This window comes from Aminobacter sp. BA135, from assembly GCF_050859125.1.
GTDB classification, from domain to species: Bacteria; Pseudomonadota; Alphaproteobacteria; order Rhizobiales; family Rhizobiaceae; genus Aminobacter; species Aminobacter ciceronei.
Genome location: NZ_CP139573.1, coordinates 407345 through 431069, shown reverse-complemented (window position 1 = coordinate 431069; position 23725 = coordinate 407345). Strand labels below are relative to the sequence as shown.

General features: G+C 61.2%; 19 protein-coding genes and 3 pseudogenes. 7 read left to right on the top strand and 15 right to left on the bottom strand.

The window, feature by feature from the left end:
* Positions 1-18: 18 nt before the first annotated feature.
* Entirely contained in the window at positions 19-1398 is a 1380-nt protein-coding gene (locus SLT36_RS29940) for a class I SAM-dependent methyltransferase (protein WP_432288718.1), read from the bottom strand.
* 49 nt (positions 1399-1447) lie between these two features.
* The gene (locus SLT36_RS29935; RefSeq protein ID WP_432288717.1) at positions 1448-2401 is read right to left on the bottom strand and encodes a hypothetical protein; all 954 of its coding nucleotides are present in this window, start codon (positions 2399-2401) and stop codon (positions 1448-1450) included.
* A 185-nt stretch (positions 2402-2586) separates the two neighbouring features.
* On the opposite strand from SLT36_RS29935, the gene SLT36_RS29930 reads away from it, so the two are divergent.
* Positions 2587-3582 (top strand): glycosyltransferase family 2 protein, encoded by a 996-nt coding sequence (locus tag SLT36_RS29930; RefSeq protein ID WP_432288716.1) that lies wholly within the window; start codon positions 2587-2589, stop codon positions 3580-3582.
* 170 nt (positions 3583-3752) lie between these two features.
* Here the strand turns inward: SLT36_RS29930 and SLT36_RS29925 are convergent, their stop codons facing one another.
* Both SLT36_RS29925 and hppD read right to left on the bottom strand, forming a co-directional pair.
* Positions 3753-4190: a hypothetical protein gene (locus SLT36_RS29925; RefSeq protein WP_432288715.1), complete on the bottom strand. Its 438-nt coding sequence runs from the start codon at positions 4188-4190 to the stop codon at positions 3753-3755.
* A gap of 158 nt (positions 4191-4348) precedes the next feature.
* Positions 4349-5458, bottom strand: a complete 1110-nt coding sequence (hppD, locus tag SLT36_RS29920; protein ID WP_432288713.1) for a 4-hydroxyphenylpyruvate dioxygenase — start codon at positions 5456-5458, stop codon at positions 4349-4351.
* A 124-nt stretch (positions 5459-5582) separates the two neighbouring features.
* Here hppD and SLT36_RS29915 point away from each other — a divergent pair, with 124 nt between their 5' ends.
* Positions 5583-6050 carry an Lrp/AsnC family transcriptional regulator gene (locus tag SLT36_RS29915; protein ID WP_432288711.1) on the top strand — a complete coding sequence of 156 codons (468 nt, stop codon included), beginning with the start codon at positions 5583-5585 and terminating at the stop codon, positions 6048-6050.
* 51 nt (positions 6051-6101) lie between these two features.
* Here SLT36_RS29915 and SLT36_RS29910 read toward each other — a convergent pair whose 3' ends face one another.
* Positions 6102-6548: a MarR family winged helix-turn-helix transcriptional regulator gene (locus SLT36_RS29910; RefSeq protein WP_432288709.1), complete on the bottom strand. Its 447-nt coding sequence runs from the start codon at positions 6546-6548 to the stop codon at positions 6102-6104.
* 83 nt (positions 6549-6631) lie between these two features.
* Between SLT36_RS29910 and hmgA the strand changes: the two genes are divergently transcribed.
* Genes hmgA through maiA form a run of 3 tightly spaced genes read left to right on the top strand, consistent with a single transcriptional unit; the run spans position 6632 to position 9659 of the window.
* Positions 6632-7981 (top strand): homogentisate 1,2-dioxygenase, encoded by a 1350-nt coding sequence (gene hmgA / locus SLT36_RS29905; RefSeq protein ID WP_432288707.1) that lies wholly within the window; start codon positions 6632-6634, stop codon positions 7979-7981.
* Positions 7982-8001: 20 nt separating this feature from the next.
* Complete coding sequence (locus SLT36_RS29900) at positions 8002-9018, top strand: fumarylacetoacetate hydrolase family protein (RefSeq protein ID WP_432288705.1); 1017 nt, start codon at positions 8002-8004, stop codon at positions 9016-9018.
* Positions 9019-9023: 5 nt separating this feature from the next.
* Positions 9024-9659, top strand: coding sequence for a maleylacetoacetate isomerase (gene maiA / locus SLT36_RS29895; RefSeq protein ID WP_432288703.1), 636 nt, complete (start codon positions 9024-9026; stop codon positions 9657-9659).
* A gap of 3 nt (positions 9660-9662) precedes the next feature.
* Here maiA and SLT36_RS29890 read toward each other — a convergent pair.
* From SLT36_RS29890 to SLT36_RS29850, 9 genes and pseudogenes are all read right to left on the bottom strand, one after another.
* A pseudogene (locus SLT36_RS29890) lies at positions 9663-11674 on the bottom strand (putative 2-aminoethylphosphonate ABC transporter permease subunit).
* A 1-nt stretch (position 11675) separates the two neighbouring features.
* Positions 11676-12836: a putative 2-aminoethylphosphonate ABC transporter ATP-binding protein gene (locus SLT36_RS29885; RefSeq protein WP_432288702.1), complete on the bottom strand. Its 1161-nt coding sequence runs from the start codon at positions 12834-12836 to the stop codon at positions 11676-11678.
* A gap of 77 nt (positions 12837-12913) precedes the next feature.
* The gene (locus SLT36_RS29880) at positions 12914-13936 is read right to left on the bottom strand and encodes a putative 2-aminoethylphosphonate ABC transporter substrate-binding protein (protein ID WP_432288701.1); all 1023 of its coding nucleotides are present in this window, start codon (positions 13934-13936) and stop codon (positions 12914-12916) included.
* A 261-nt stretch (positions 13937-14197) separates the two neighbouring features.
* Complete coding sequence (locus SLT36_RS29875) at positions 14198-15037, bottom strand: EamA family transporter (protein ID WP_432288699.1); 840 nt, start codon at positions 15035-15037, stop codon at positions 14198-14200.
* 158 nt (positions 15038-15195) lie between these two features.
* Complete coding sequence (gene phnY / locus SLT36_RS29870; protein ID WP_432288698.1) at positions 15196-16653, bottom strand: phosphonoacetaldehyde dehydrogenase; 1458 nt, start codon at positions 16651-16653, stop codon at positions 15196-15198.
* Positions 16654-16666: 13 nt separating this feature from the next.
* Complete coding sequence (gene phnA / locus SLT36_RS29865; RefSeq protein ID WP_432288696.1) at positions 16667-17923, bottom strand: phosphonoacetate hydrolase; 1257 nt, start codon at positions 17921-17923, stop codon at positions 16667-16669.
* 30 nt (positions 17924-17953) lie between these two features.
* Complete coding sequence (locus SLT36_RS29860; protein WP_432288694.1) at positions 17954-19174, bottom strand: 2-aminoethylphosphonate--pyruvate transaminase; 1221 nt, start codon at positions 19172-19174, stop codon at positions 17954-17956.
* Positions 19175-19307: 133 nt separating this feature from the next.
* Positions 19308-20144 carry a Na/Pi cotransporter family protein gene (locus SLT36_RS29855; RefSeq protein ID WP_432288693.1) on the bottom strand — a complete coding sequence of 279 codons (837 nt, stop codon included), beginning with the start codon at positions 20142-20144 and terminating at the stop codon, positions 19308-19310.
* A gap of 183 nt (positions 20145-20327) precedes the next feature.
* Positions 20328-20869: pseudogene (locus SLT36_RS29850) on the bottom strand (Na/Pi symporter).
* A 245-nt stretch (positions 20870-21114) separates the two neighbouring features.
* On the opposite strand from SLT36_RS29850, the pseudogene SLT36_RS29845 reads away from it, so the two are divergent.
* Both SLT36_RS29845 and SLT36_RS29840 read left to right on the top strand, forming a co-directional pair.
* Positions 21115-21985, top strand: a pseudogene (locus SLT36_RS29845) (LysR substrate-binding domain-containing protein).
* 58 nt (positions 21986-22043) lie between these two features.
* Positions 22044-22946 (top strand): YeeE/YedE thiosulfate transporter family protein, encoded by a 903-nt coding sequence (locus SLT36_RS29840; protein WP_432288691.1) that lies wholly within the window; start codon positions 22044-22046, stop codon positions 22944-22946.
* Between the two features lie 386 nt (positions 22947-23332).
* On the opposite strand, the gene SLT36_RS29835 is transcribed toward SLT36_RS29840, so the two are convergent.
* On the bottom strand, positions 23333-23710 hold the full coding sequence (locus tag SLT36_RS29835; RefSeq protein WP_432288690.1) for a YciI family protein: 378 nt from the start codon (positions 23708-23710) through the stop codon (positions 23333-23335).
* Positions 23711-23725: the final 15 nt, after the last annotated feature.

Genomic DNA, 23725 nt, shown 5'->3' with positions numbered 1-23725 from the left:
GCAGCCGCAGCAAAGGGCTCAGAGCATCTGGAACTCAGCGCCAAGGTCGTCGCGCAATGCTGTCACCGCCTGTTGCAGGTCTTCCGGTACGGGCGGTTGAAGAGTGTGCTGGAAATCGACGAAACTGGCTAACAGTGCGAGAGAACGAAGGTTGTTCCCCAAGTACTTTAGCGCGAGCGCTTCGTGGTAAACGGCCCGCCAGATTAAGTCTGACTCCACGACTGCGGTCGCCGGTGACAGTTCTATCTTCTTGCGACACAGGCGAAACGCCGAACGAAAGAAGCTTGCGGCGCCAACGTAGTCGCCAGTATGGATCAACAGCAACATTCCTCGATAGTATGTAGAGGCGGCGATGCAGAGCGGCCAGCGAGTGGCAAAGTCATCTAGCGTCGCTATGTCGCCTAGGGAGGGGTCCGCAACCGCCAGAGTGGGTGCAAACACTCTTTCAGCGAGCGCGTAGTCTCCGGAATCCATGGCGCCCCGGAAAAGACGATAGCGTAGCCCAATTTCGAGCGAAGAACCGGGGCGCGCCTTTCCGAGAGCTTCTTGTAAATACCGGTGGACAAGCATTGCGAGATGGTCGGCCGAACGCTCTTGATATTTCAGCGGCGACCTTGACGCATACATCAACATGCTTGGTGCGCTTGTATCTACCTGGACGTAGTGCAACCCAGCCTTTTTTAGGGCCTCGATCAGCGCTTCGGCGCTAAAGATAATAGTGTGTGCGCCAGGCGAGAGCAGAGCCAGCAGGGAACTAGGATTGGTTCGGCTGTGGATGCGGTCTGCATCTGGAGTCGTCAGGATTAGGACGCCGTCTTCGGTGAGATAGGACTTGAGGATGGTAATGAATTCATGTGGGTCGTGTACATGCTCGACAACTTCTGAGCAGTGCACAATATCAAAAAGTTGTTCCTGGTTGAGATTCGGGGTTGCAAAATCATTGATGATGTCGAGGCCTAATTGTTCTCGGCCGTGGTCTCCATAGCGCGACGGTTCGAAGCCTTTTACTTGCCATGCCAGCATGCTTCGAACAGAGTCTAGACCAAATCCAAAGCCGCATCCGATATCCAAAATTTTGCCTGGGCGGCCGTCGTCAGGTATAACTTTCAAGATATTCTTGGAAATGAGATCAATCGCAGCGTTGAACTCAACATAGTCGCGGATACTGAGTTCGGAAGATGTATGCTGAGTGTAATCGATATTGGGGTAGGGGTGATAAACTAGAGATCTGCAGGCATCGCAACGATAAAGATAAAGCGTCGAATTTGCGTCCAATGTCGGCTGCGTATTCTTTGCTGTGAGTACGCATGACTTATTGTTGGAGCTTCCGCATACCGGGCAGGAAAATGACGATTGCCGGCTTTGGCCATCGCAAAAATCGACAATGTTGGTACTCAAAATTCAGTCCCTCGCGAAACAAGGTCGTTGAACCAGGCCGGCAAGTCGCTCAACCCTGCTTATGAGATGGATAAGCTTTGCTTTGACTCAGTGATTCATCCCGTTGAAGTGGCCACGTGACCGTTTCGTGCGGCAAATCAAACGTCTTTCGAGCTAATATCCATGACGATGCCATTCCGTTGTGGAGAGGGAACTCGAGCATTGGGCCAACCCTCTTTGATGGGTGAATGAACATCCTGACCGGATCGGCCATCCCCACCTCGATCACCTCGAAGCCCATCGCCGGCGAGAAGAGCACCTTCAAACCTTCACTGGACATCCGCCAGAAGTCGTTGGGCGTCTCGTGGATCGGGAACGAGTGCGGTACCGCGTGTAACGTCAGCCCACCGAGTTTGAGCACCTTGTTGATTTGTGCCGCAAGCAGCCAGGGGCAGGCCAGGTGTTCGATTACCGCCTCTGAGAAGACGCCATCAATGGTTCCGGGAGCAATCGAGTCACTCAGAAAATGAGCGTCCTCAACGATATCAACGCCGGGAGCCTCGTGAATGTCCAATCCGATGAATTTGCATTCTGGCTCAAATTTACCTGCGTTCAAAGTTGACGATGGACCTACGATCCGAGCACCGATTTCGAGTACCGTGCCGCCAATCCTCTTCATTTCTGATGCGAACGCGTCGATTGGGTACTCACCATCTGCAGAATATGCGTTGATTGGATGCTCTGGTCCCAGCTCAGTAACGTCGAACTCTACGGTGCCGTCGATAGTCTCGACTTCGAGTGTTACCGGTCGAAACGGGCTGCAGGGGAGATAGACGGCGAATCCACAGAGGGTAGAGACCAGCGTGGGGAAAAACGGCTGCAAATCCGGTCGATCGAAGAGTGCGTTCGTTGTAGCGCGATATGCCCCGCTTCTAATATGGATCGCAGTGGGGGCCCGGCCATAAGCGTGGGCCCAGCCTTTAACAAAGACACCATGCGCGTCGCACCAAAGTGCATCAATCATATGGACCGCCTGCGTGGCAGGGGTCGAGCTGAGAGCGTTCATCAACCACCCACAAGATCGCTATTAACACGAATGCTCGCATGTGGCCGAATGCAGTACCAGTTGTCGAGGTCGTGTACGCAGTTTTGCAGTGCTTGATAGTCGTCTGCCGCCATTATAAAGAATTGCCGGTCAAGGGGGGGCTCATGCCAGTCATTACAGTTGCGGCGGTAATCCCACTATTTAACGGTGCGGCATTCATCCGTGAAGCACTGGAAAGCGTTTTCGCTCAGTCTGAGCCGCCAGACGAGATCATTGTCGTGGATGACGGCTCCACAGACAATGGTGCCGCTGTCGTTGAGGAACTAGCCAAAACTCGTCCAGTGGTCCTGCTGCGCAAAGCAAATGGAGGGCAATCGTCCGCTCGTAACCTTGCAATTCAGAGCTGCCAGAGCAGCCATATCGCACTTCTGGACCAGGACGATGCGTGGTATCCTGAGCACCTTGCTATCCTCAAGCGGCCGTTTGAGAGGGCATCCCCTACGGATCGGCTTGCGCTGGTGTATGGGAATCTTGACCACGTCGATGTGACTGGGCAAATGGTTGCCCACAGTTGCCTGGATATCTTTTCAACCAAACATCCCAGAACGACACTGGAACAGTGCATTGGGCAGGACATGTTTATCCTACCCGGTGCTTCACTTATCGATCGAAAGGCTATCCTTGAAGCGGGCCGTTTTGACGAGCAATTGTCGGGATATGAGGACGACGACCTCTTTCTTAGGATTTTCCGTGGAGGCTACCGAAGCACTTACATTGATCAACCAGTGACAAGGTGGCGTATTCACAGCTCCTCTACCTCGTACAGCATGAAAATGGCCGTCTCTCGAATGGTTTATTATCGCAAGCTAAAAGGGATGTTTCCGAACGAACCTCGCCTGCATACGCACTGGCTCAGGGATCTTATTGCGCCTAGATTCTTCCGCTCAACCATACAAGACTTCATTGCCGGCTCCCGCCTAGAGGATGTGCCGCGCATGGAGCGCACTTGGGCTGACATCCAAGAGATCGCATCGGAGCTTCCTCGTCGCCCTCGAAAGCGAATTCGCCGAGTCGCTCCAATCATCAACCTGACTTATCGTGGACGCTTGACAAATATCGCTCGGCTCTTGCTGAGATATGCAGCATCCCGTCGCAAGTGAGGTAGGTAGGTCCTTTTCCTCCGGTTACCGCGCGGTTACGCTTTATGCAATTCGCTGCGGTTTTTCACAGTTCGCCGCAGTTCACTAGGCTGCTGATTGAAGTCTTTGTTGCCGTCCGGACTGCGTTCTTTCGCATATTTGCACGCACAGGACAGAATCTCGCGAATTGCTTAGACGGTGAAATTTCTCGCTCGCCAACCTGCAATCGCCACGCCGGCCAAGGCGTCGAGATTGTCGGCGTTGGGGCAGAAATCCCGATAGGATGCCTCGAAATCTCTTGATCCCAGCCGGTCGCTGCAGACGCGCCGCGCCGGGCACATCATGCAGGTCCGGCGCATGTCGCGACTCCATTCCGGGTAGCGGTTCTCGAAACTCTCTGCGTCGACACCCTTGGACTTGATGGCCTCGGGCAGCAGAACCTTTGAGGCGAAGGCAAGACGCATGGCCTGCCTGAAGTCCGACTGCGATAACCCGCACTCTGCCAGCATACGTTCGCCGTCATTGCCGAGTTGGCTGATCTCCGACACCGCGGCACGGCGCTGGCGCCAGTCCTTATAGCGGAGCACGACTAATCGCCAGAGCTCGTAAGACTGCGGTACCGTTTTCATTGCTGCCATCTCCCACATGTCACGAGGCACCCTCACCCTTGCAACTGTTGCAGGCGGGGCGGCAGCGTTCCTTGCGCTGGATCAAGCTGGCGGCAAAAAAGAAGGCGGGTTGCCCTGCGTGCAACCCGCCCCAACAGAGGCCTGTTTGAACCTGCCGGTCAGGCGGCAGACTGGGAGATCACGCCGCGGCGGATCTGGTCTTCCTCGATGGATTCGAAGAGCGCGCGGAAGTTGCCTTCGCCGAAGCCCTCGTCGCCCTTGCGCTGGATGAACTCGAAGAAGATCGGTCCGATCACGGTCTTCGAGAAGATCTGCAGCAGGATCTTGGTCATGCCGCCGTCGACCACGCCTTCGCCGTCGATGAGGATGCCGTGCTTCTTCATCTTGTCGAGCGGCTCGTCATGGCCGTGCACGCGATCCCGCGACATCTCGTAATAGGTGTCGGGCGGGCCTGGCATGAATTTCAGGCCCTTGTCGGCGATCCTGTCGGTGGCGGCGTAGATGTCGTCGGTGCCGACCGCGATGTGCTGGATGCCTTCGCCCTTGTACTTCCTGAGATATTCCTCGATCTGGCTGGTGTCGTCCTTGGACTCGTTCAGCGGAATGCGGATCTTGCCGCAGGGCGAGGTGATGGCGCGGCTGACCAGGCCGGTGATGCGGCCGTCGATGTTGAAGAAATGGATCTGCTTGAAGCCGAACAGCTCGCGATAGAAGTCCCACCACTTGTCCATGTTGCCGCGATAGACGTTGTGGGTCAGGTGGTCGAGGAAATAGAAGCCGACACCCGCAGGCTTCGGATCGGCTTCGCCGAGCCAGTCGAATTCCGCCGCATAGGCCGAGCCCTTGGCGCCGTATTTGTCGACAAAATAGAGCAGCGAGCCGCCGATGCCGACGATGGCAGGTACGTCGAGCGCCTTGTCAGTGCCGGTATAGGGGGTGGCGCCCTTCGATACCGCATGGTCGAAGGCATGCTTGGCGTCGACGACGCGCCAGGCCATCGAGGCGGCACAGGGGCCGTGCTCGTCGACGAAACGCATGGCGTGGCTGCCCGGCTCGGCATTGACTATGTAGTTGATGTCGCCCTGGCGCCAGACGCTGATCTTCTTCGTGTTGTGGCGAGCCACCGGCTGGTAGCCCATGCGGGTGAAAAGCTCTTCCAGCTTCTCGGGTTCGGGATGGGCGAACTCGACGAATTCGAAGCCGTCGGTGCCGGCAGGGTTGTCAGCGCTGATCCTGGCCGGGGGCGCATCGTGCGGAAACGGACCCATCGAAATTCCTCCTCAAAATTCGGTAGTGCATATTGTGCCCCCGATTTCATGCAATGTGCTTGCATTCTGGCCTGATATTGGTTGAACTATGCGCGGAACGTGCATGTGTGCGGGGTTGGATGCAATGAATGAGGCGCTCGACCAGTTCGACGTCAAGATCCTGCGCGAGCTGCAGATCGATGGCCGACTGACCAACAACGAGCTGTCGGAGAAGATCGCGCTCTCGCCCTCGCAATGCTCGCGTCGGCGCGCCCGGCTGGAGGCGGAGGGCTTCATCCGCGGCTATCAGGCCATGCTCGACCGCGAGCGACTGGGGCTCGATCTGCTGGTGGTCATCTCGGTGACGCTCGCCACCCACAATCGCGACAACGCCCAGCGTTTTGCCCGCCTGGTCAACGACCTGCCGGAGGTGCTCGAAGCCTATTCGCTGACCGGCGAGATGGACTACCACATCAAGGTTGTTGTGCGCGGGCTCTCGGATCTGTCGCGCTTCGTCAACGAGGTGCTATTGCCGCATGACTCCGTCCAGCATGTGAAGACAGCAATCGTGCTGAACACGCTGAAGCAGTTCGGGCCGCTGCCGATGGGGTAGGGCGCGCAAAGCGCGACGCGGATGCGCTCCCGTCCCGTTGTGGGGAGGGGACTAACGCCGCTTGGCCAACAGCGCCCGCTCGACATCGGCCAATCCAGCTTCGATGCGCTCGATGGCACCCGTGCCGAGTGCCTTTTCGAGGGTCGCCTGATAGGTGTGGGCGAGGTCCGCGATTGCGCGATAGGCCTTCTGGCCGGCTGGCGTCAGCTCGAGGTGCTCGACGCGGCGGTCGGCCTCGTTTTCGCGGCGCTTTAGCCAGCGGCGCTCTTCAAGGGCTGCCACGGCGCGGCTGACCTTGGTCTTGTGCATGTTTGAATGGGTCCCGATCTCGGTCGCGGTCATGCTGCCAACGCTGCCCAAGGCGGCGAGCGCGCGCCATTCCGGCCGCGTCATCTGGAAGCGCTGCTTATACTCCCTGGAAAAGCTCAGGCTGATCAGTTCCGCCGCCCGGTTCAGTCGGTAGGGCAAAAAGCTCTCCAGATCGAATGCGTCCGGCATCTCAATCCTTTGATAGTTACAAAATCGACGGTTACACTTGCAACCATCTCGACGTTCTCACGTCCGCCAGGGAGGTGCAAGGCATGCTGGACAAGGCCACCAAACAAGCGTCACTCGCGACTGCCGCTGGTTACATGCCGGGCTTTGGCAACGACTTCGAGACCGAGGCGTTGCCGGGCGCGCTGCCGCAAGGCCAGAACAGCCCGCAGAAGTGCAATTATGGCCTCTATGCCGAGCAACTGTCGGGTTCGCCTTTCACCGCCCCGCGCGGCACCAACGAGCGTTCCTGGCTCTACCGCATCCGACCGAGCGTTCGGCACACCAAGCGCTTTTCCAATGCCAGCTATCCGCACTGGAAGACTGCACCTTGCCTCGACGACCATTCCTTGCCGCTCGGCCAGCTGCGCTGGAACCCATTGCCGGAGCCGAAGGACAAGCTGAACTTCATCGAAGGCATCCGCACCATGACGACGGCGGGTGATGCGATGACCCAGGTCGGCATGGCGGCGCATGCCTACATCTTCAACGGCGACATGGTCGACGACTACTTCTTCAACGCCGATGGTGAGCTGATGATCGTGCCGCAGGTGGGCACCATCCGCGTCTTCACCGAAATGGGCGTCATCGACGTCGAGCCGTCGGAGATCTGCCTCGTGCCGCGCGGCATGATGTTCAAGGTTTCGCGCCTGGGCGATGACGCTTTCCACCGCGGCTATGTCTGCGAAAACTATGGCGCCAAGTTCACGCTGCCGGACCGGGGCCCGATCGGCGCCAACTGTCTTGCCAACCCGCGCGATTTCAAGACGCCCGTCGCCGCCTATGAGGACAAGGAAACGCCCTGCCGCGTGCACGTCAAATGGTGCGGCAAGTTCTATGTCACCGAGATCGGCCACTCGCCGCTCGACGTCGTCGCCTGGCACGGCAACTATGCGCCGTTCAAATACGACCTCAGGACATTCTCGCCTGTCGGCGCGATCCTGTTCGACCATCCGGACCCGTCAATCTTTACGGTGCTGACGGCGCCGACCGAAGAAGCAGGGACCGCCAATGTCGACTTCGTCATCTTCCCGCCGCGCTGGCTGGTGGCCGAGCACAGCTTCCGCCCGCCCTGGTACCATCGCAACATCATGAGCGAGTTCATGGGTCTGATCCATGGCCAGTACGACGCCAAGGAGGAAGGTTTCGTGCCCGGCGGCATGAGCCTGCACAACATGATGCTGCCGCATGGCCCTGATGCGATGGGTTTCGAGAAAGCCTCGAACGGCGAGCTCAAGCCGGTCAAGCTCGACCATACCATGGCCTTCATGTTCGAGACGCGTTTCCCGCAGCAGTTGACAAAGTTCGCCGCCGAACTGGAGACGCTGCAGGACAATTACATCGACTGCTGGGACGGTATCGAGCGCAAGTTCGACGGCACGCCCGGTATCAAGTGAAGCATCAAGTGAGGACGTAGATGAAGCTCGCCACGCTGAAGGATTCCACCCGCGACGGCCGCCTTGTCGTGGTCTCGCGCGACCTGACACGCTGTTCGGAAGTCGGCCACATCGCCCGCACCTTGCAGGCGGCGCTGGACGACTGGGCCCATGTCGGTCCGCGCCTCGCCAATGTCGCCGAGGGCATCGAGACCGGCTCGCAGCCGACCATGCGCTTTCATGAGCACGATGCCACGTCGCCTTTGCCGCGCGCCTATCAGTGGGCCGACGGCTCAGCCTATGTGAACCATGTCGAGCTGGTCAGGAAGGCGCGGGGCGCCGAGATGCCCGCGAGCTTCTGGACCGATCCCCTGATGTATCAGGGCGGCTCGGACTCGTTCCTCGGCCCACGCGATCCGATCGTCATGGCCGACGAAGCCTGGGGCATCGACCTCGAGGGCGAAATCGCAGTCATCGTCGACGACGTGGCGATGGGCGCAACATCAGATGAGGCGCGCGATGCCATCCGCCTGGTCATGCTGGTCAACGACGTGTCGCTGCGCGGGCTGATCCCGGCCGAGCTCGCCAAGGGCTTCGGCTTCTTCCAGTCCAAGCCGTCAACGGCGTTCTCGCCGGTTGCCGTTTCGCCCGATGAACTCGGCGACGCCTGGCGCGACGGCAAGCTGCACCTGCCGCTGCTAGCCAGCATCAACGGTAAGCCGTTTGGCCGCGCCAATGCCGGCACAGACATGACCTTCGACTTCGGCCAGCTGGTGGCGCATGCTGCCAAGACCAGGCCTCTGGTTGCGGGAACCATCATCGGTTCGGGCACCGTGTCGAACAAGCTCGACGGCGGACCGGGCAAGCCCGTCGCCGAAGGCGGCGCGGGTTATTCCTGCATCGCCGAGATACGCACCATCGAAACTATCGACACAGGGGCGGCGAAGACGCCTTTCCTCAGGTTCGGCGATCAGATCCGCATCGAGATGCATGACAAGACAGGCCACTCGATCTTCGGCGCTATCGAACAGACCGTGACGAAGTACGAAAAGGCCTGAGCCCGATGAGCGAGACCGTCCTGTTCGACTACTGGCGCTCGTCTGCGAGCTACCGGGTTCGCATCGCGCTCAACATGCTCGGCGAGGCCTATCGCCCCGTATCAGTCGACCTGCTCGCTAAAGCGCAGAAGGCGCCGGAATATCTGGCGCGCAACCCGCAGGGATTGGTGCCGGTGCTCGATATCGATGGCCACGCTTTCACCCAGTCGCTGGCGATCATCGAATATCTCGACGAGACCCGCCATGCCGGTTTCCTTCCCTCCGATCCGCTCGGCCGCCAGCGCGTGCGCCAGCTGTCCTATGCCATCGCCATGGAAATCCACGCTGTCTGCAACACCGGTGTGATCGCCGAGCTGATGCGGCTGGTCCCGAATGGCGAGGCGGCGCGCGACGCCTGGATGCAGAAGTTCATCGGCGATGGTATGGCAGCCTTCGAAAAGCTGCTCGACCACCCGGCTACTGGCGCCTTCTGCCATGGCGATAATCCAACCATGGCTGACATCTGCTTGGTGCCGCAGGTCTACAATGCCCGGCGCTGGAACGTCGACATTTCGGGCCTGAAGCGGCTGCTGGAGATTTCCGCCCGCTGCGAAGGCCTCGAGGCCTTCGCCAAAGCCCATCCGGATCGCGCCAAAGGCTGAGTGTCAGCGCATCCGCCACGCCTGCGTCCGCTTGATCAGAACCCGCGACAGGAACAGGTGGATCAGGCGTGCGGCGGCATTGGTGTAGAAGATCATCATCGCCATCGCGGCCGCCGGTGCCACATCGCCGGCGTCGTCCATGTTGAGCACCGCCACCGAGGCCAGCGTCGTGTCCTTGGAATAGAGGAACACCACCGCCGACACGGTCGTCATGGCGTTGACGAATATGTAGATCGAGATGTCGAGGATGGCCGGCAGGCAGACAGGCACGGTGACGCGCGCAAACAGCTTGTAGAAGGGCTGCTTGAGCGAAGCCGCCACCGGCTCGAACTCCTGGTCGATCTGCTGAGCGCGGTCAGCGCCGTCAGGTGCCCCACCGTGTAGAAGTGGGTGATTGTACAGACCACCAGAATGGTCATGGTGCCGTAGATGGCATGCAGCGGGTTGGCCGGATCGTTGAAGAAGAAGATGTAGGCGAGGCCGAGCACCATGCCCGTACCGCCATCGGCAGCATGGCGAGGAACTGGAACGCCGTGCGGCCGGCGCGGAAGCCGTCGGTCTTCTCGACCATATAGGCGCCGACGAAGATGATGACCGTTCCGATGACCGCCGTCAGCGCCGCCAGCCGGATCGAGTTGTAGTAGGAACCCCAGCCGCCGCCATCCATGCGGTCGAAGGCGAATGCTTGAGACCGAGGCTGAGAGGTCGTAGGGCCAGAGCTTGACCAGTGCCGCGAACTGGCTGGTCGCCATGATGCCGAGGATGAAGACGGCGATCAGCGAACACCAGGTGAGGCAAAGCGTGTCGAATCCGCGGTTCGGCTTGGGCTGGTAGGGCACCGAGCGCGCTGACAGCAGCGCCACCTGCTTCTTGGTCACCATGCGGTCGACGATAAAGGCGGCGATGGCAGGGACGAGCAGGATGACCGAGACGACCGCGCCCATCTCGAAGTTTTGCTGGCCGATGACCTGCTTGTAGATGTCGACGGCAAGCACATTGTACTGACCGCCAATGACCTTGGGCAGGCCGAAATCGGTGATGACAAGGGTGAAGACGACAAAGGCTGCCGAGATCAGGCCGTAGCGGGCGCCGGGAATGGTCACCGTCCAGAAGGTGCGCCAACGACTGGCGCGCAGCGAGGCGGCCGCTTCGTAGTGGCGCTGGTCGGAGATCGCCAGCGCCGTCGAGATGATGATCATCGCATGCGGGAAGGCGAAGAAGATCGAGCCGACGACGATGCCGAGCGGGCCGTAGATCGAGGCCCCCATCAGCAGATCCTTGAGCATGCCCTGGTTGCCGAACAGGTAGATCAGGGCAATGCCGGGAAGCAGCGACGGCACCAGGATCGGCACCATGGCAACAAGCTTGAAAACACCCTTGAAGCGCATGCAGCTGCGGTTCAGCGCATAAGCGAAACCGAAGGCTAGCCCGACGGTGATGATGGTGCTGACGAGTGCGATGAACACCGAGTTCTCGATCGAGCGGAACAGCGTCGGCGTCGAGAAGTAGGCGGCGTAGTTCTCAAGTCCGAGCGCCCGTGACGGCCTGAGCATCACGCGGCGGAAGTCGTTGGAGGTGAGTTCCTGCCATTCCGTTCCGGTCTGCGGCTTGAGGCCGACGAGGTAGGTTGCATCAGACGTCGTGCCACGAATCTTGTACTTCACCGGGCTGCGGAAGCTGAAGTCGGGGAAGAAGCTCGTCGCCTGCAGCCGCCCGTCGGAGTTGGTGGCGAGCTTGGCCGGCGGTACCGCATCGAGTTTCTCGTTCAGCGCCGCCGCGGTGACAGGTTGGCCCCAGTTGCCGTCCTTGTCGCTGACCTGGAACTCGAAATTGGCGAGGTTGAAGCTGTAGGTCGAGAACGATTTGGACAGCATGATCGCCAGCGGGGCTGCCAGCCCCACCACCAGATAAAGCGCGATCACGACCATCAGGCCGCGCTTGATCAGCTCGTCGCGGTCGAGCCTGAGGCGGAGGCTGCGGCCGACGGGAAGGGCAGAGTCGAGAGCCATCGCCATGTCAGGCACCCCTGGGGTAGATCAGCAGCCGTTCGGCCGGCAGTTCGACCGTCAGCGCCACGCCATCGGTCAGCGACAGGCGGCGCGCGGCATTGATCGAAAAATCGGCGATCAGGGTTTCGTTGCCGAGCGCGTGGCCGTGCAGCCGGGTGCGCCAGAACGATCCCAGGAATTCCATCTCGCTGATGGTGACGTCGATGGCGTTGGCGGTCGCACCGTTGGCGAGAGCGCCTGCGGCATGCGGAATGACGTCCTCGGGGCGGATCGCCGCGATGACGGGCGCGCCCTCGTCGAAGCCGTTCTGTGCGCAATTGAAAGTCGCCGCACCGAAGCCGACTGTGCCCTTCGACGCCCTGGCCTCGAACTTGTTGGCCTCGCCGATGAAGTCGGCGACGAAGAGAGTCGCCGGGTGGCGGTAAATCTCGGTCGGCGTGCCGATCTGTTCGATGACGCCGTGGTTCATCACCACGATGCGGTCGGCCATCGACAGCGCCTCCTCCTGGTCATGGGTGACCATGATGGTGGTGACGCCGAGCTTGCGCTGCAATTCCTTGATCTCATGGCGCAGATGGGTGCGCACCTTGGCGTCGAGTGCCGACAGCGGTTCGTCGAGCAGCAGCAGGCCGGGCGAAATGGCAATGGCGCGGGCAAGTGCGATGCGCTGCTGCTGGCCACCGGAAAGCTGTGCCGGGTACTTGTTGCCCTGGTCGGGCAGGCCGACGAGTTTGAGCAGCTCGGTGACGCGCGCCTGGATCTCGGTGCGCGGGCGCTTGGTGTTTTCGAGGCCGAAGGCGATATTCCTGGCGATCGTCAGGTTGGGGAACAGCGCGTAGGACTGGAAGACAATGCCATAGTCGCGCTGCGACGGCGGCAGGGTCGAGACGTCGCGCCCGCCCTGCTGGATCGAGCCGCGGGTCTGCAGGTCGAGGCCGGCAATGGCGCGCAAAAGCGTGGTCTTGCCGCAACCCGACGGGCCGAGGAAGCAGACGAACTCTCCCTCGCTGATGTCGAGCGATATGTCCTTCAGCGCATGGAATTCGCCGAAGGCTTTCCAGACGTTCGCGATTTTGAGATAGGCTGGCTTCACGTTCAGGCTGGCGGCGGTCATGGCGCTCACTTCAGTCGGAATTCGCGGCTGCCCGGCGAGGGTTTCGTGTCTCATCGTAACCATCCGGCTTGGGGGCAAAGGGCGGGCGCAGCCCGAGGCGACGCCCGCATGTCGAGGGTGGCTGATGGAGGTCAGCTCTTCGGCTCGGACTTCGAGTCGTAGCGCTTGGTCCATTCCTCAAGGATGGCGTTGCGGTTGTTGGCCGCCCACTCGAAGTCGTTTTTGATCATCCTGGCTTCGATGTCGGCCGGCAGGTGTTCAACCGGCTTGGCGACGCCGGGCATGGCGACGACCGCATAGCCGACATTGTACATCTCGTTTGCCTTCTTCGAGACCGACCAGTCGAGCAAGGTCTTGGCAGCCTCTTCCTTGGACGTGCCGGCCACGATTGCCGACGCTTCCATGTCCCAGCCGATGCCTTCTTCGGGGATGATGATGTCGATGGGCGCACCCTCTGCCTTCGACTTGGCGGCGCGGAACTCGAAGGAGATGCCGATCACCGTCTCGCCTGCGGCTGCCATCTTGCACGGCTTGGAGCCCGAATGCGTGTAGGCGGCAACGTTCTGATGCAGGCCGTCCATATAGATCCAGCCGTCCTTGTCGCCGAACAGCTGCAGCCAGCTCGATACGTCGAGATAGCCGGTGCCTGATGACGCCGGGTTTGGCATCACGACATGGCCCTTGTATTCGGCCTTGGTGAGGTCCTTCCAGCTCTTCGGCGCGGTCAGGCCAAGCTTCTGGCCTTCGATGGTGTTGAAGCAGATCGAGGCTGCCCAGGCGTCCATGCCGACCCAGCTCGGCGGATTGTCGCTGTCGACGAAATTGGGCTTCAGCTGGTCGGCTCCCTTGGGCGCGTAGGCTTCCAACATGCCCTCGGACTTGAGAACCAGAAGCGAGGTGGCGGCGAGGCCCCAGACCACGTCGGCCTGCGGATTGTCCTTCTCGGCGAGCAGCTTGGCGGTGATGACGCCGGTGGAGTCGCGGATGAAGTTCAGCTTGATGTCGGGATGGTCCTGGTTGAACGTCTCGGCATAACGCTTGAGGTCTTCGGCCTCGATGGCCGTGTAGACTGTGAGCTCTGTCTCCGCCCAGGCCGCCGATGACATCAGCATCGTCGCAAAGGCGGCAAGCGCGAAGGTTTTCTTCTGGTTCATTGAAGTGGCTCCCATTTGAATCGCTTAGGCACGTTCTGATTGGGAGAGGTCTTGTCGGGCCGCGTTTTGGCTGTGCCCGTTTGCGCCTCGTCCATGGTCGATAGTGGGAACGGGCGGTCAATAAGTAAAATCTATTCTTTTTATGATCTGGTAGGCTGAGCTTATGCGATGCACAGGGTTGCGACAGGCATGTGACAAGGCTGCCGCATGCTTGTCCACGGGCGTTAGTTTTGCATCGAAACGCAAAAACTTGCCGGCCTGTCAGCCTGAGAAGGCGAGTGCGATCACCCCGCCGGCAACGATGACGGCTGAAACGATGCGGGCCTGCCACGGTCGCTCGCCGAATATGAACAGGCCGATGAGGGCTGCGATGATGACGCTCGATTCACGCACAGCCGAGACCGCGCCCAGGGGCGCGATCGTCTTGGCGTAGATGACGAGGCCGTAGGCGGAGACGGCGCCCAGGCCGCCGACGAGGCCGAGCGTGACCGTCTTGCGATCGATCGTGTGGGTCGCGCCGCGGCGTCGGAACAGCACGAATAGCGTGACCGGAAATTCGAGCAGGAACAGCCAGCCCATATAGCCGAACGGGCTGTCGGACAGGCGCACGCCGATGCCGTCGATGACCGAATAGGAGGCGATCAGCACGCCGTTGATGGCGGCAGCGCCGACGGCGCGCGGATCGGCATGGGCTGCGCCGCGCTGGAAAGCGAGGAAGGCAATGCCGAAGGTAATCGCGCCAAGCCCGACCCAGCCTAAGGGCGGCAGAGTCTCGCCGATCATCACATAGGCACCGAAGGCGACCAGCGCCGGCGCCAGCCCGCGCGCGATGGGATAGACCTGGCTGAGGTCGCCCAGCCGGTAAGACTGGAACAGGAAGACGTAGTAGCCGTAGTGGATGACGGTCGACAGGAAGATGTAGATCCAGCTCGCTTGCGACGGCGGCGTAGCGAAGAACACCAGCACGAGCCCGAGCGTGGCATGCGTGGCGGAAACCACTGCCAGTACGACGGCGCGGTCCGTCGCCGCCTTGACGACCGCGTTCCAGCTCGCATGCAGCAAGGCTGCCACCAGCACGATAGTAAGTGCGAAACCGGACATCGATCAGGCTTTCGAGGTGGGCAGGCGAAAAAGGGGAGAGGGCAGTGATCCGGTCAATCTCGCCCCGGCAGTTGGCAATGGCATTTCCCCTCCAAGCAAATGAGGGGGCACCAGCCCCCTCATCGACACTCATCTGATTTGCCGGCTTAAGACAAGGCTCAGGCCCACGGCAAAGAGAAGGTCTTGACGTTGGTGAAGCTCTTCATCGCTTCGATGACGCCTTCCTTGTAGCCGTTGCCGGAGTCCTTGATCCCGCCAAAAGGCGACATCTCGATGCGGTATCCCGGGACTTCCCAGATATTCACCGTGCCGACCTGCAGGCCGGCGATGTATTTCTGCATGCGCCGGAAGTCGTTGGTGCAGACGCCCGAGGAGAGGCCAAAGGCGGTGGAGTTGGACAGTGCGATCAGCTCGTCGTCATTGTCAGGCGCGCGCACGATCGGGATGATCGGCCCGAAGGTCTCTTCCATCACCAGCTCGGAGGTATGCGGCACGCGGTCGACGACGATCGGCGGCAGCAGCGCGCCCTTGCGGCCGGGGTCGTAGAGCACTTCAGCGCCCTGTTCGGCGGCCATGTAGACGCGCTTTTCGAAGAGGGTCGCAGCCTTTTCGTGCACAACTGTGCCGAGATCGGTCGAGCGGTCCATCGGATCGCCGAACCTGATCTTCTTCGCCCGCTCGAGCACCATCGGCACGAAGCGGTCGGCGACGCTTTCCTGGCACAGGATGCGCTTCACTGCCGTGCAGCGCTGGCCCGAGTTCTTGGTCGCACCTGCCACGGCGAGATCGGCCGCCTTGTCGAGATCGTCGTCCGACAGGTCGTTGAGGATGATCAGCGGATCGTTGCCGCCGAGCTCCAGCACCTGGCGCTTGTAGCCGGCCGTGCGGGCAATCAGCTTGCCGACGGGCACGCCGCCGGTGAAGGTGATCAGTTCGATGTTGTCGTTGGTGATCATTTCCGCGCCGATGTCGGCGGGCATGCCGGTCACGACAGACAGCATCTCAGGCGGCAGGCCGGCCTCGTAGAGGATGTCGGCGAGGATCAGCGCCGTCATCGGCGTGAGTTCCGTCGGCTTGACGACGACGCAGTTGTTGGTGGCGATAGCTGGAGCGACCTTGTGAGCCACCATGTTGAGCGGGTGGTTGAAGGGGGTGATCGCCGAGATCGCCCGCAGCGGCTCGCGGGTGGTGAAGATTTTCCGCGCTTTTCCATGGGGGGTGAGATCGCAGGAAAAGATCTGGCCGTCATCCTGGATGCACATCTGCGCCGACAGCGTGAACACGTCATAGGCGCGGCCGACTTCATAGAGGGAGTCGGCCTTGGAGATGCCGAGCTCCAGCGTGATGACGTCGGAGATCTCTTCCTTGCGCGCGGCAAGCGCTTCGGCAGTGCGGAACAGGATCTGCTGACGCTCGTAGCGCGTCAGCTTCGACTTGTAGTTGGCCGCGATCTCGAAGGCCTGGCGCGCGTGCTCGGCACGCCCGGCCGGCACCGTGCCGATCACCGCATCGGTGTAGGGGTAGTGGACGTTGACGACGCCATCGGCATCGACCTTGCGTCCGGCGATGCGCATGGGCTCGTGGCGCACCTTGAACGTCGTTTCAGCCTTGACCATTGCAGGTCCTCCTTCAGGCCAGCGCTGCCGCAAGCGCGGCATAATAGAACGCATCGAAGTTGCGCAAAACCGGCTCATTGGGAAGCGTCGGCAGCTTGCGGTTGACGATGAACGGCACTGCCTGCTCGGTCAGGCCACCATGCGAGCGCAGCGGCTCGTTGAGCGCTGCCAGATCATGGCGATGTTCGCTGGTGCCGATGGTCTTGTTCTCGGTGGACACCAGAACGATGTCGCCGATGCGGTCGGAGGGCAATTCAAAGCGCTCGCAGGCGGTGGCGTTGTCGATGACCACGTCGATGCCTTCGATGGCGGCGAGGCGCTTCATGATGCCGGCCTGGTCAGCACCCTCTGGTAGGTAGGCTGTGGCAAACGAACCGAGCGCGCCGTGATGGACGACATAAGGATCGGTGATCGGCAGGATGACGCGCGCTGCGTCCTTGCCGAGCCACTCGTCGAGCAGGTCCTGGACATAGACCACGTCAGGGGTGCCGTCGGCCTTGTGCTTGGGCTTCATGCCATGGTCTGCGGTGATGACGATGGCAGCACCGAGCGCATCGAGTTCGCCGAGATACTTGTCGAACATCTCGTAGAAGGCGTTGGCCTGCGGCACGCCGGGCGCATATTTGTGCTGCACATAGTCGGTCGTTGTCAGGTACATCACGTCAGGCTTGAATTCCTTCAGCAGCTTGACGCCAGCGGCAAAGACGAACTCCGACAGTTCCGCCGAATAGACTTCCGGCACCGGCTTGCCGAGCCAGGCCGACGCATTGTCGATGCCGTGCTCGGCCTTTGTTGAGACATCTGATTTCTCTGACGAGAAGCAGATGGCGCGGCCGTCGTCGAACTTCAGGCCGCTGCCGAGGAGCGCCCGCAGCTTGTCCTTGGCGGTGACCACGGCGACGCGGGCGCCGGCATCGTAGAAGGCCTGGAAGACGGTCGGCGCGCGCAGGAAGCGCGGGTCGTTCATCATCACTTCCTTGCCGGTCTCGCGCTCGTAGAGGTAGTTGCCGCAGATGCCGTGGACTGCCGGCGGACGGCCGGTGGCGATCGACAGGTTGTTGGGGTTGGTGAAGCTCGGAATGACGCTGTGGGCGGTGCGCTCGGTGCCCTTGGCGCGGATCTTCACTAGGTTCGGCATCAGGCCTGCCTTGATCGCTTCGTCGAGATAGGCCGGCTCGCAGCCGTCGAGACAGATGGCAATCGCCGGCACGCGCGGCCATTCGTAGGTGCGGCCGTTGGCGCTGACGTTGATCGTGGTCATCTTGTTCATTGGGGGAGGTCCTTTGTGATCTTCTTGTTGTCAGGCGGCGAGCTTGGCGCGCTCGGCGATGGCAGCTGCGGGGGGAGCAGCGGTATCGACGCCCATTTCGCGCAACGACTGGCCGGCAGCCTCGACCACCTTGCGCATGACATGCTCGTCCATCCGCCCGATGCAGCCGACGCGGAAGCTGTCCACCACCGTCAGCTTGCCCGGATAGATGATGAAGCCCTTTTCCTTCATCAGCTCGTAGAAGCGGTCGAAGGCAAAGTCCGGATGGGCCGGGCAGAAGAAGGTGACGATGATCGGCGACAGCCAGCGGTCCTTGAGCAGCGTCTCGAAGCCGAGTTCGCGCATGCCCGCAACCATGACGTCGCGATTTCTGGCGTAGCGGGCACCGCGGCCGGCAACGCCGCCCTCGGCCTCGTGCTGGCGCAGCGCCTCGAGGAAGGCGGCAACCACATGCGTCGGCGGAGTGTAGCGCCACTGGCCGGTCTTGTTCATGTGCGCCCACTGGGCATACACGTCGAGGCTGAGCGAGTGGCTACGGCCCTTGGCGGCCTCGAGTTCGCTCTTACGGGCAATGATGAAGCCGAAGCCGGGTACGCCCTCGATGCATTTGTTGGCCGAGGAGACCATTGCCTCGTAGCGGATCTCGCTGACATTGAGCGGGATCGCGCCAAACGCGCTCATCGAGTCGACAAGGAACTTGCGGCCCTTGGCATAGACGGTTTCTGAAATCTCGGCGACCGGGTTAAGGATGCCTGAGCTGGTCTCGCAATGGACCAGGATGACGTGGGTGATGGCGGGGTCGGCGTCGAGCGCTGCGACAACCTCGTCGCCGCGCGGCGGCATGTAGTCGCCCTTGTCGATGGCGACGTGGTCGCGGCCGAGATAACCGAGTGTCTGGACGATACGCTGGCCGTAGGCGCCGTTGACGAGGACCAGTGCCTTGCCGTCGCGCGGTACGAAGGAGCCGAGCATTGCCTCGACGGCGAAGCTGCCCGAGCCTTGCATCGGTACGCAGTCGAATTCGCCGTTTCCGTCGCCGAGCATGGCGAGCAGCCGCTGGCGCATCTCTGATGTCATCGCCCGGAAGTCGCCGTCCCATGAGCCCCAGTCGCGCAGCATCGCCTGCTTGACGGCATAGGAGGTGGTCAACGGCCCGGGGGTGAGCAAATAGGGCTCGCCCAATGCCGGAGCAGGGAGGGGGGCCGGAGCAGGGAATGGGGCCTGAGCCGCAAGCTTATGTTCGGACAGCATTTTCGTCTCCTCGCCGTCATCCTGAGATTGCCTATGGCTCACCTTGGAATCCCCTGATCCATATGTACAATCGTTATTTCGTATCCAATGATAAGTTTGGGTAATGATGTTTGGATGACGCCGGCAATTTCGCTCAGGCCGTCTTGGCCAGCCGGCTTTCCAAGAGGTCGCCGCTCTGGGTCAGGATCGGGTAGGCGACGGATACCAGCAGCGAGTTGAATTCCTTCAAAGCCCGCACCGCTTCGAGATGGATGTCGCTGGTCTCGATGCTCTGCACCGTACCCGATTGCAGGCGCTTCAGGTGGCGTTCATGGCTGTCGCGCTCAAGCTTGCGCATGCGTTCCTTCTCGACCACCAACTGGCGTGCTGCTTCGAGGTCGCCCGAGACAAGCACGTTCATGGCGATCTGCATGTTGGCGAGCACCCGGTCATGCAGGGCCGTCAGCTCCGACCAGCCCTCCCTGGAGAAGCTCAGCCTCTTGTCGCTCTTCTCCTCGGCCAGCACCAGAAGGTTCTTGGCGATGATGTCGCCGGCATGTTCGAGGTTGATGGCGAGGTCCGTCAGTTCGATGCCGCGCCGCGCCTCGTCCTGGCTCATCGTGCCGCGATTGACCTCGGCGATATAGAGCTTGATGTCGGTGTGGGCGCGGTTGACCTCCTCGTCGAGCCGGCGCAATTGCGCCACGCGTGCCTTGTCGCCGCTTTCGAACAGCTCCATGACTGGCCGCAGCATGATCTCGACCGTTTCGGCCATGCGCAGCACTTCGCGGGTGGCGCTCGCCAGCGCCACGCTCGGCATCTTGATGACGGTGCGATCGAGCGCACTTTTGCGCCGCGACATCAGGTCGAATGTCTTCTCGCCTGCCGGCGCGTCGGGCAGGATCAACCGTGCCAGCCTTTCCATCGCTGCGGTGAAGGGCAGGCAGACGACCAGCAAAGCGAGGTTGAAGGCGAGGTGCAAATTGACCACCTGCCGGGCGGTCGTCTCGCCGAACCAGGCATCGGCAGGGTAGCCGCCTGCAAGCCAACCAGAATTGCGACCGCTGCCGTTGCCCGGAAGATCAGGTTGCCCAGCGGAATGCGCCTGGAATCGATTGCCTGGCCGCGGTCAAGCCGACAGCGACCAGTCCGGCGCCGAGATTGACGCCGAGGATCATCGGCAACGCCACCTCTGCCGCAGCACGCCTTGGGCCGCCATCGACATGAACAAAAGCACGGAGGCGACGCTGGAATGGATCAGCCAGGTGAACAGTGCAGCTGCGCCGAAGGCAGTCACCGGATCGCCCCTGAGATAGTCGATCGCCATCGGCAGCAAGGCGCTGTGACGCATCGGTGCGGTCGCTTCGCCGACCATGCGCAGCGAGATCAGGATGAAGGCGATGCCGAGCAGCGTGCGCCCGGTCTGCTTGACGATCCGGGCCTCGACCTTGAGGAACATCGTGGCGCCGGCGAAAAGCAGCAGAGGCACCAGCCAGGAGAGGTCGAACGACAGCAGCGCCTGCACCACCAGCGCCGAGCCGACATCGGCGCCCAGCATGACGGCAAGCCCGCCGGAGACGGTCATCACCCGGTGGCAGCGAAACCCGCGGCAAGCACGGCAACCGCGGTGGCACTCTGCAACATGACGGCGAGCACAGTGCCGGCCGACGCCGCGCGTATGCGGCCCTTGGTGGCGCCACGCAGCGCCTCGCGCAACAATACGCCATGGGCGCGCTCGACGCCGGTGCACCATGCGCACGGCCCACAGCAGAAGCATGATGGCGCCTGCCAGCTGCAGCAGGATATACAGAAGATGCATGGTGGCGTGCCTCCCAACGCGCGGCGCGCAAGGGTGGCGCCTGCCCTATCCTCGGCATGTCAGGCCATAAATCAAATCGTTAGTTTCGATGTTTCTATCGCTCCAGTTTATTGCTAGTCTGATCTGATATCAGGGATCAGACATGCGCTACGTGCAGCTCAGGGCTTTCCACTATGTCGCGGTGTGCGGCGGTTTTTCGCGCGCCGCCGAGATGCTGTTTCTCACCCAGCCGGCCATTTCCGACCAGGTGCGCAAGCTGGAGGAAGAGTATGACGTGCTGTTGTTCAACCGTCACAAGAAGCAGGTGACGCCGACGGCGTCGGGCCTGCAACTGCTCGAAATCACGCGGCGCATGTTCGACACGGAACAGCAGGCACTTGAGCTCTTGTCGGAATCCCGCGCGCTACGCTCAGGCACGCTGCGCATCGTCGCGGACGCCGCCCACCATCTGCTGCACATTCTCGGCCAATTCCGCCAGAAGTATCCCGGTATCCAGGTCTCGGTCCGCGCTGGCAATACCGAAACGGTCATTTCCAGCCTCTACAGCTACGAAGCCGATATCGGCGTGCTCGGCGAAATTCCGACCGGCCGCGATTTCGAGATCGTCAAGCTCAATTCGACGCCGATCATAGCGTTCGTCTCGACCGATCATCCGCTGGCGACAGCCAGTCGCGCTGTCGCTGCACGAACTGTCCTTGCTGCCGCTGGTGATGCGCGAGCGCGGCTCGAAAACCCGCGCCAAGCTGGAAGACCTCGCTTCGAAGGAGGGTTACGAATTCAAGCCGGCGATCGAGGCGGAAGGCCGCGAGGCGGTGCGCGAGATCGTCGCCTCGGGCGCCGGTGTCGGCTTCGTATCGGCGGCAGAGTTCGGACAGGACGTCCGACTGGTCCAGATCCCGATCGCTGCGCCCGAAATGCTGATGGACGAAGCACTGATCTGCCTCAAGGAGCGCAGCGGCGGCAAACTGGTGCGGGTCTTCCTCGATATCGCTAGGTCGATGGCTACGGGATGAGCATCGCTAGCGACCTGTGCTAGGCTGTCTTGCCCACCAGCCTGGGAGGCCTGCCGTCTTGGAGATCATCGTCCTCTCGCTCCTGCTGCTCTCGCTGGCCTTTTCGCTCGGCTTTGTCCTCAACAGAAGTTCGACCTGCGCAGTGATCGCGATGACTGAGCTCCTGCAGGAGCGCAAGCCGGCGCGCTTCGTGGCATTCTTCGAGTGCACGCTCTGGGGCGCGCTCATCTACGCGGTCTGGCAAATGACGTCCGGACCGCAGTCGCATTGGTCGGCGTTGGCCTACACCGCAACCGGCGGCTTGATCTTCGGCGTCGGGGCTTTCGTGAACGGCGCCTGCGCTTTCGGCAGCGTCGGCCATCTTGGCAATGGCGATACCCAGTTCGGCTTCACATTCCTTGGCATGTATGCGGTCTCGACTGTAGCAAGCCTTGCAAATCTGTTGCCCGCAGTGATGACGTCGTCAATGTCTCTTCAGGTTGCTGCGCCAGTCACCCTGTCGATGCTGGTCGGTTTTGCCCTCCTCCGTTTTGTGATCCAGCGAAACAACGTCAGGGCATATCTCAAGATGACATGCGCCATGCTGGCCATTGGCGTGGCCTACGCCACGATCGTCTTGCTCAAACCTGGCTGGTCCATCGCGCTGTCGCATGCTCAATCGCTTCCATTGGCATCCATAGCCATTACCGTGGCAATGTTTGCCGGCAGCGTTGGCAGTCGCTGGTTGGAGAGAGGCCGTACCAGGATCAAATGGCCAAGCCTCCGCGGCGCGCTTCGCCGCCTCGTCGGAGGGACGCTGATGGGAAGCGGGGCAGTGCTTATCCCTGGCGGCAACGACACGCTGCTGCTGGTGGGGCTACCCATAGGCGCCCGGGAGGCGGCGCTTGCCTATCTGCTGTTTGCCCTATCGGTTGCAGTTCTTGTTCGGACGATTGGCTCACCGGCCCAGGCATGGTCTTAGCGATCTGGCGGTTCCCGGGTTCAACGCTTTGTCAAAATTTTCTCTGGTGTGAAACAAGATTTCATGTTAGGAATTATCTGACTTCGGATCAGATCGGCAATCGGCCGCCATCCGAACATTCGCAGACCCAAGCAACCGAACCATGTGGCGAAGCCTCCGGGCTTCGGGCAGGTCGCTATTGACTGGCGATGGCTATGAAAACGGCATCAACCTTGCTTCAGCTTTTGGCCCTGAGCGCATGTCTCGTTGCACGGGTCCTTGGCGCGGGAGACATGCAGACGCCGGGTGTGCGCCGTGCCCTGCAGACCATGGCGGGAGCCGGACGTCAGACGATCACCGAATGCCTGACAGTGCAGGCCTGAGGCGGAACCGGAGGAGAATGCCTGCTAGCCGTCGACGGCGATCGCAGCGCCGGGAACATAGAGCAAGATCGGCCGTATTTCGTAAACCGCGGTCGGGTTGGCGGAACGCAGCTCGCGTGCCGCTGCCACTGCGCCGTCCATGCTGGGATAGTCCACCACGTAGAAACCGAGCAGTTGCTCCTTGGTCTCTGCGAACGGACCGTCGGTAACCAGTCCCAGTCCCTTTCCGCGCAGCGTGACCGCGCTGTCGGTCGGCCCGAGGCGCGCTGCCGGTCCCAGATGCTTTTCGCCGACGAGACGATCATTGACCTCGAGCAGGTCCTCCATAAGTGCGGCGTCTTGTTCCTCGGTCCAGGATTCGACAACGCCCTCGGCGTGATAGGCCAGGATGGCATACAGCATGGTTGTTCCTCTCTT

What these genes read in the sequence shown, in the direction of transcription:
- SLT36_RS29935 (WP_432288717.1), bottom strand. Translation starts at nt 2,401, where the DNA reads ATGATTGATGCACTTTGGTGCGACGCGCATGGTGTCTTTGTTAAAGGC.
- hppD (WP_432288713.1), bottom strand. Translation starts at nt 5,458, where the DNA reads ATGGGTCCGTTTCCGCACGATGCGCCCCCGGCCAGGATCAGCGCTGAC.
- SLT36_RS29930 (WP_432288716.1), top strand. Translation starts at nt 2,587, where the DNA reads ATGCCAGTCATTACAGTTGCGGCGGTAATCCCACTATTTAACGGTGCG.
- SLT36_RS29915 (WP_432288711.1), top strand. Translation starts at nt 5,583, where the DNA reads ATGAATGAGGCGCTCGACCAGTTCGACGTCAAGATCCTGCGCGAGCTG.
- hmgA (WP_432288707.1), top strand. Translation starts at nt 6,632, where the DNA reads ATGCTGGACAAGGCCACCAAACAAGCGTCACTCGCGACTGCCGCTGGT.
- SLT36_RS29900 (WP_432288705.1), top strand. Translation starts at nt 8,002, where the DNA reads ATGAAGCTCGCCACGCTGAAGGATTCCACCCGCGACGGCCGCCTTGTC.
- SLT36_RS29835 (WP_432288690.1), bottom strand. Translation starts at nt 23,710, where the DNA reads ATGCTGTATGCCATCCTGGCCTATCACGCCGAGGGCGTTGTCGAATCC.
- SLT36_RS29875 (WP_432288699.1), bottom strand. Translation starts at nt 15,037, where the DNA reads ATGTCCGGTTTCGCACTTACTATCGTGCTGGTGGCAGCCTTGCTGCAT.
- SLT36_RS29885 (WP_432288702.1), bottom strand. Translation starts at nt 12,836, where the DNA reads ATGAGACACGAAACCCTCGCCGGGCAGCCGCGAATTCCGACTGAAGTG.
- SLT36_RS29910 (WP_432288709.1), bottom strand. Translation starts at nt 6,548, where the DNA reads ATGCCGGACGCATTCGATCTGGAGAGCTTTTTGCCCTACCGACTGAAC.
- SLT36_RS29880 (WP_432288701.1), bottom strand. Translation starts at nt 13,936, where the DNA reads ATGAACCAGAAGAAAACCTTCGCGCTTGCCGCCTTTGCGACGATGCTG.
- phnA (WP_432288696.1), bottom strand. Translation starts at nt 17,923, where the DNA reads ATGAACAAGATGACCACGATCAACGTCAGCGCCAACGGCCGCACCTAC.
- SLT36_RS29860 (WP_432288694.1), bottom strand. Translation starts at nt 19,174, where the DNA reads ATGCTGTCCGAACATAAGCTTGCGGCTCAGGCCCCATTCCCTGCTCCG.
- phnY (WP_432288698.1), bottom strand. Translation starts at nt 16,653, where the DNA reads ATGGTCAAGGCTGAAACGACGTTCAAGGTGCGCCACGAGCCCATGCGC.
- maiA (WP_432288703.1), top strand. Translation starts at nt 9,024, where the DNA reads ATGAGCGAGACCGTCCTGTTCGACTACTGGCGCTCGTCTGCGAGCTAC.
- SLT36_RS29925 (WP_432288715.1), bottom strand. Translation starts at nt 4,190, where the DNA reads ATGAAAACGGTACCGCAGTCTTACGAGCTCTGGCGATTAGTCGTGCTC.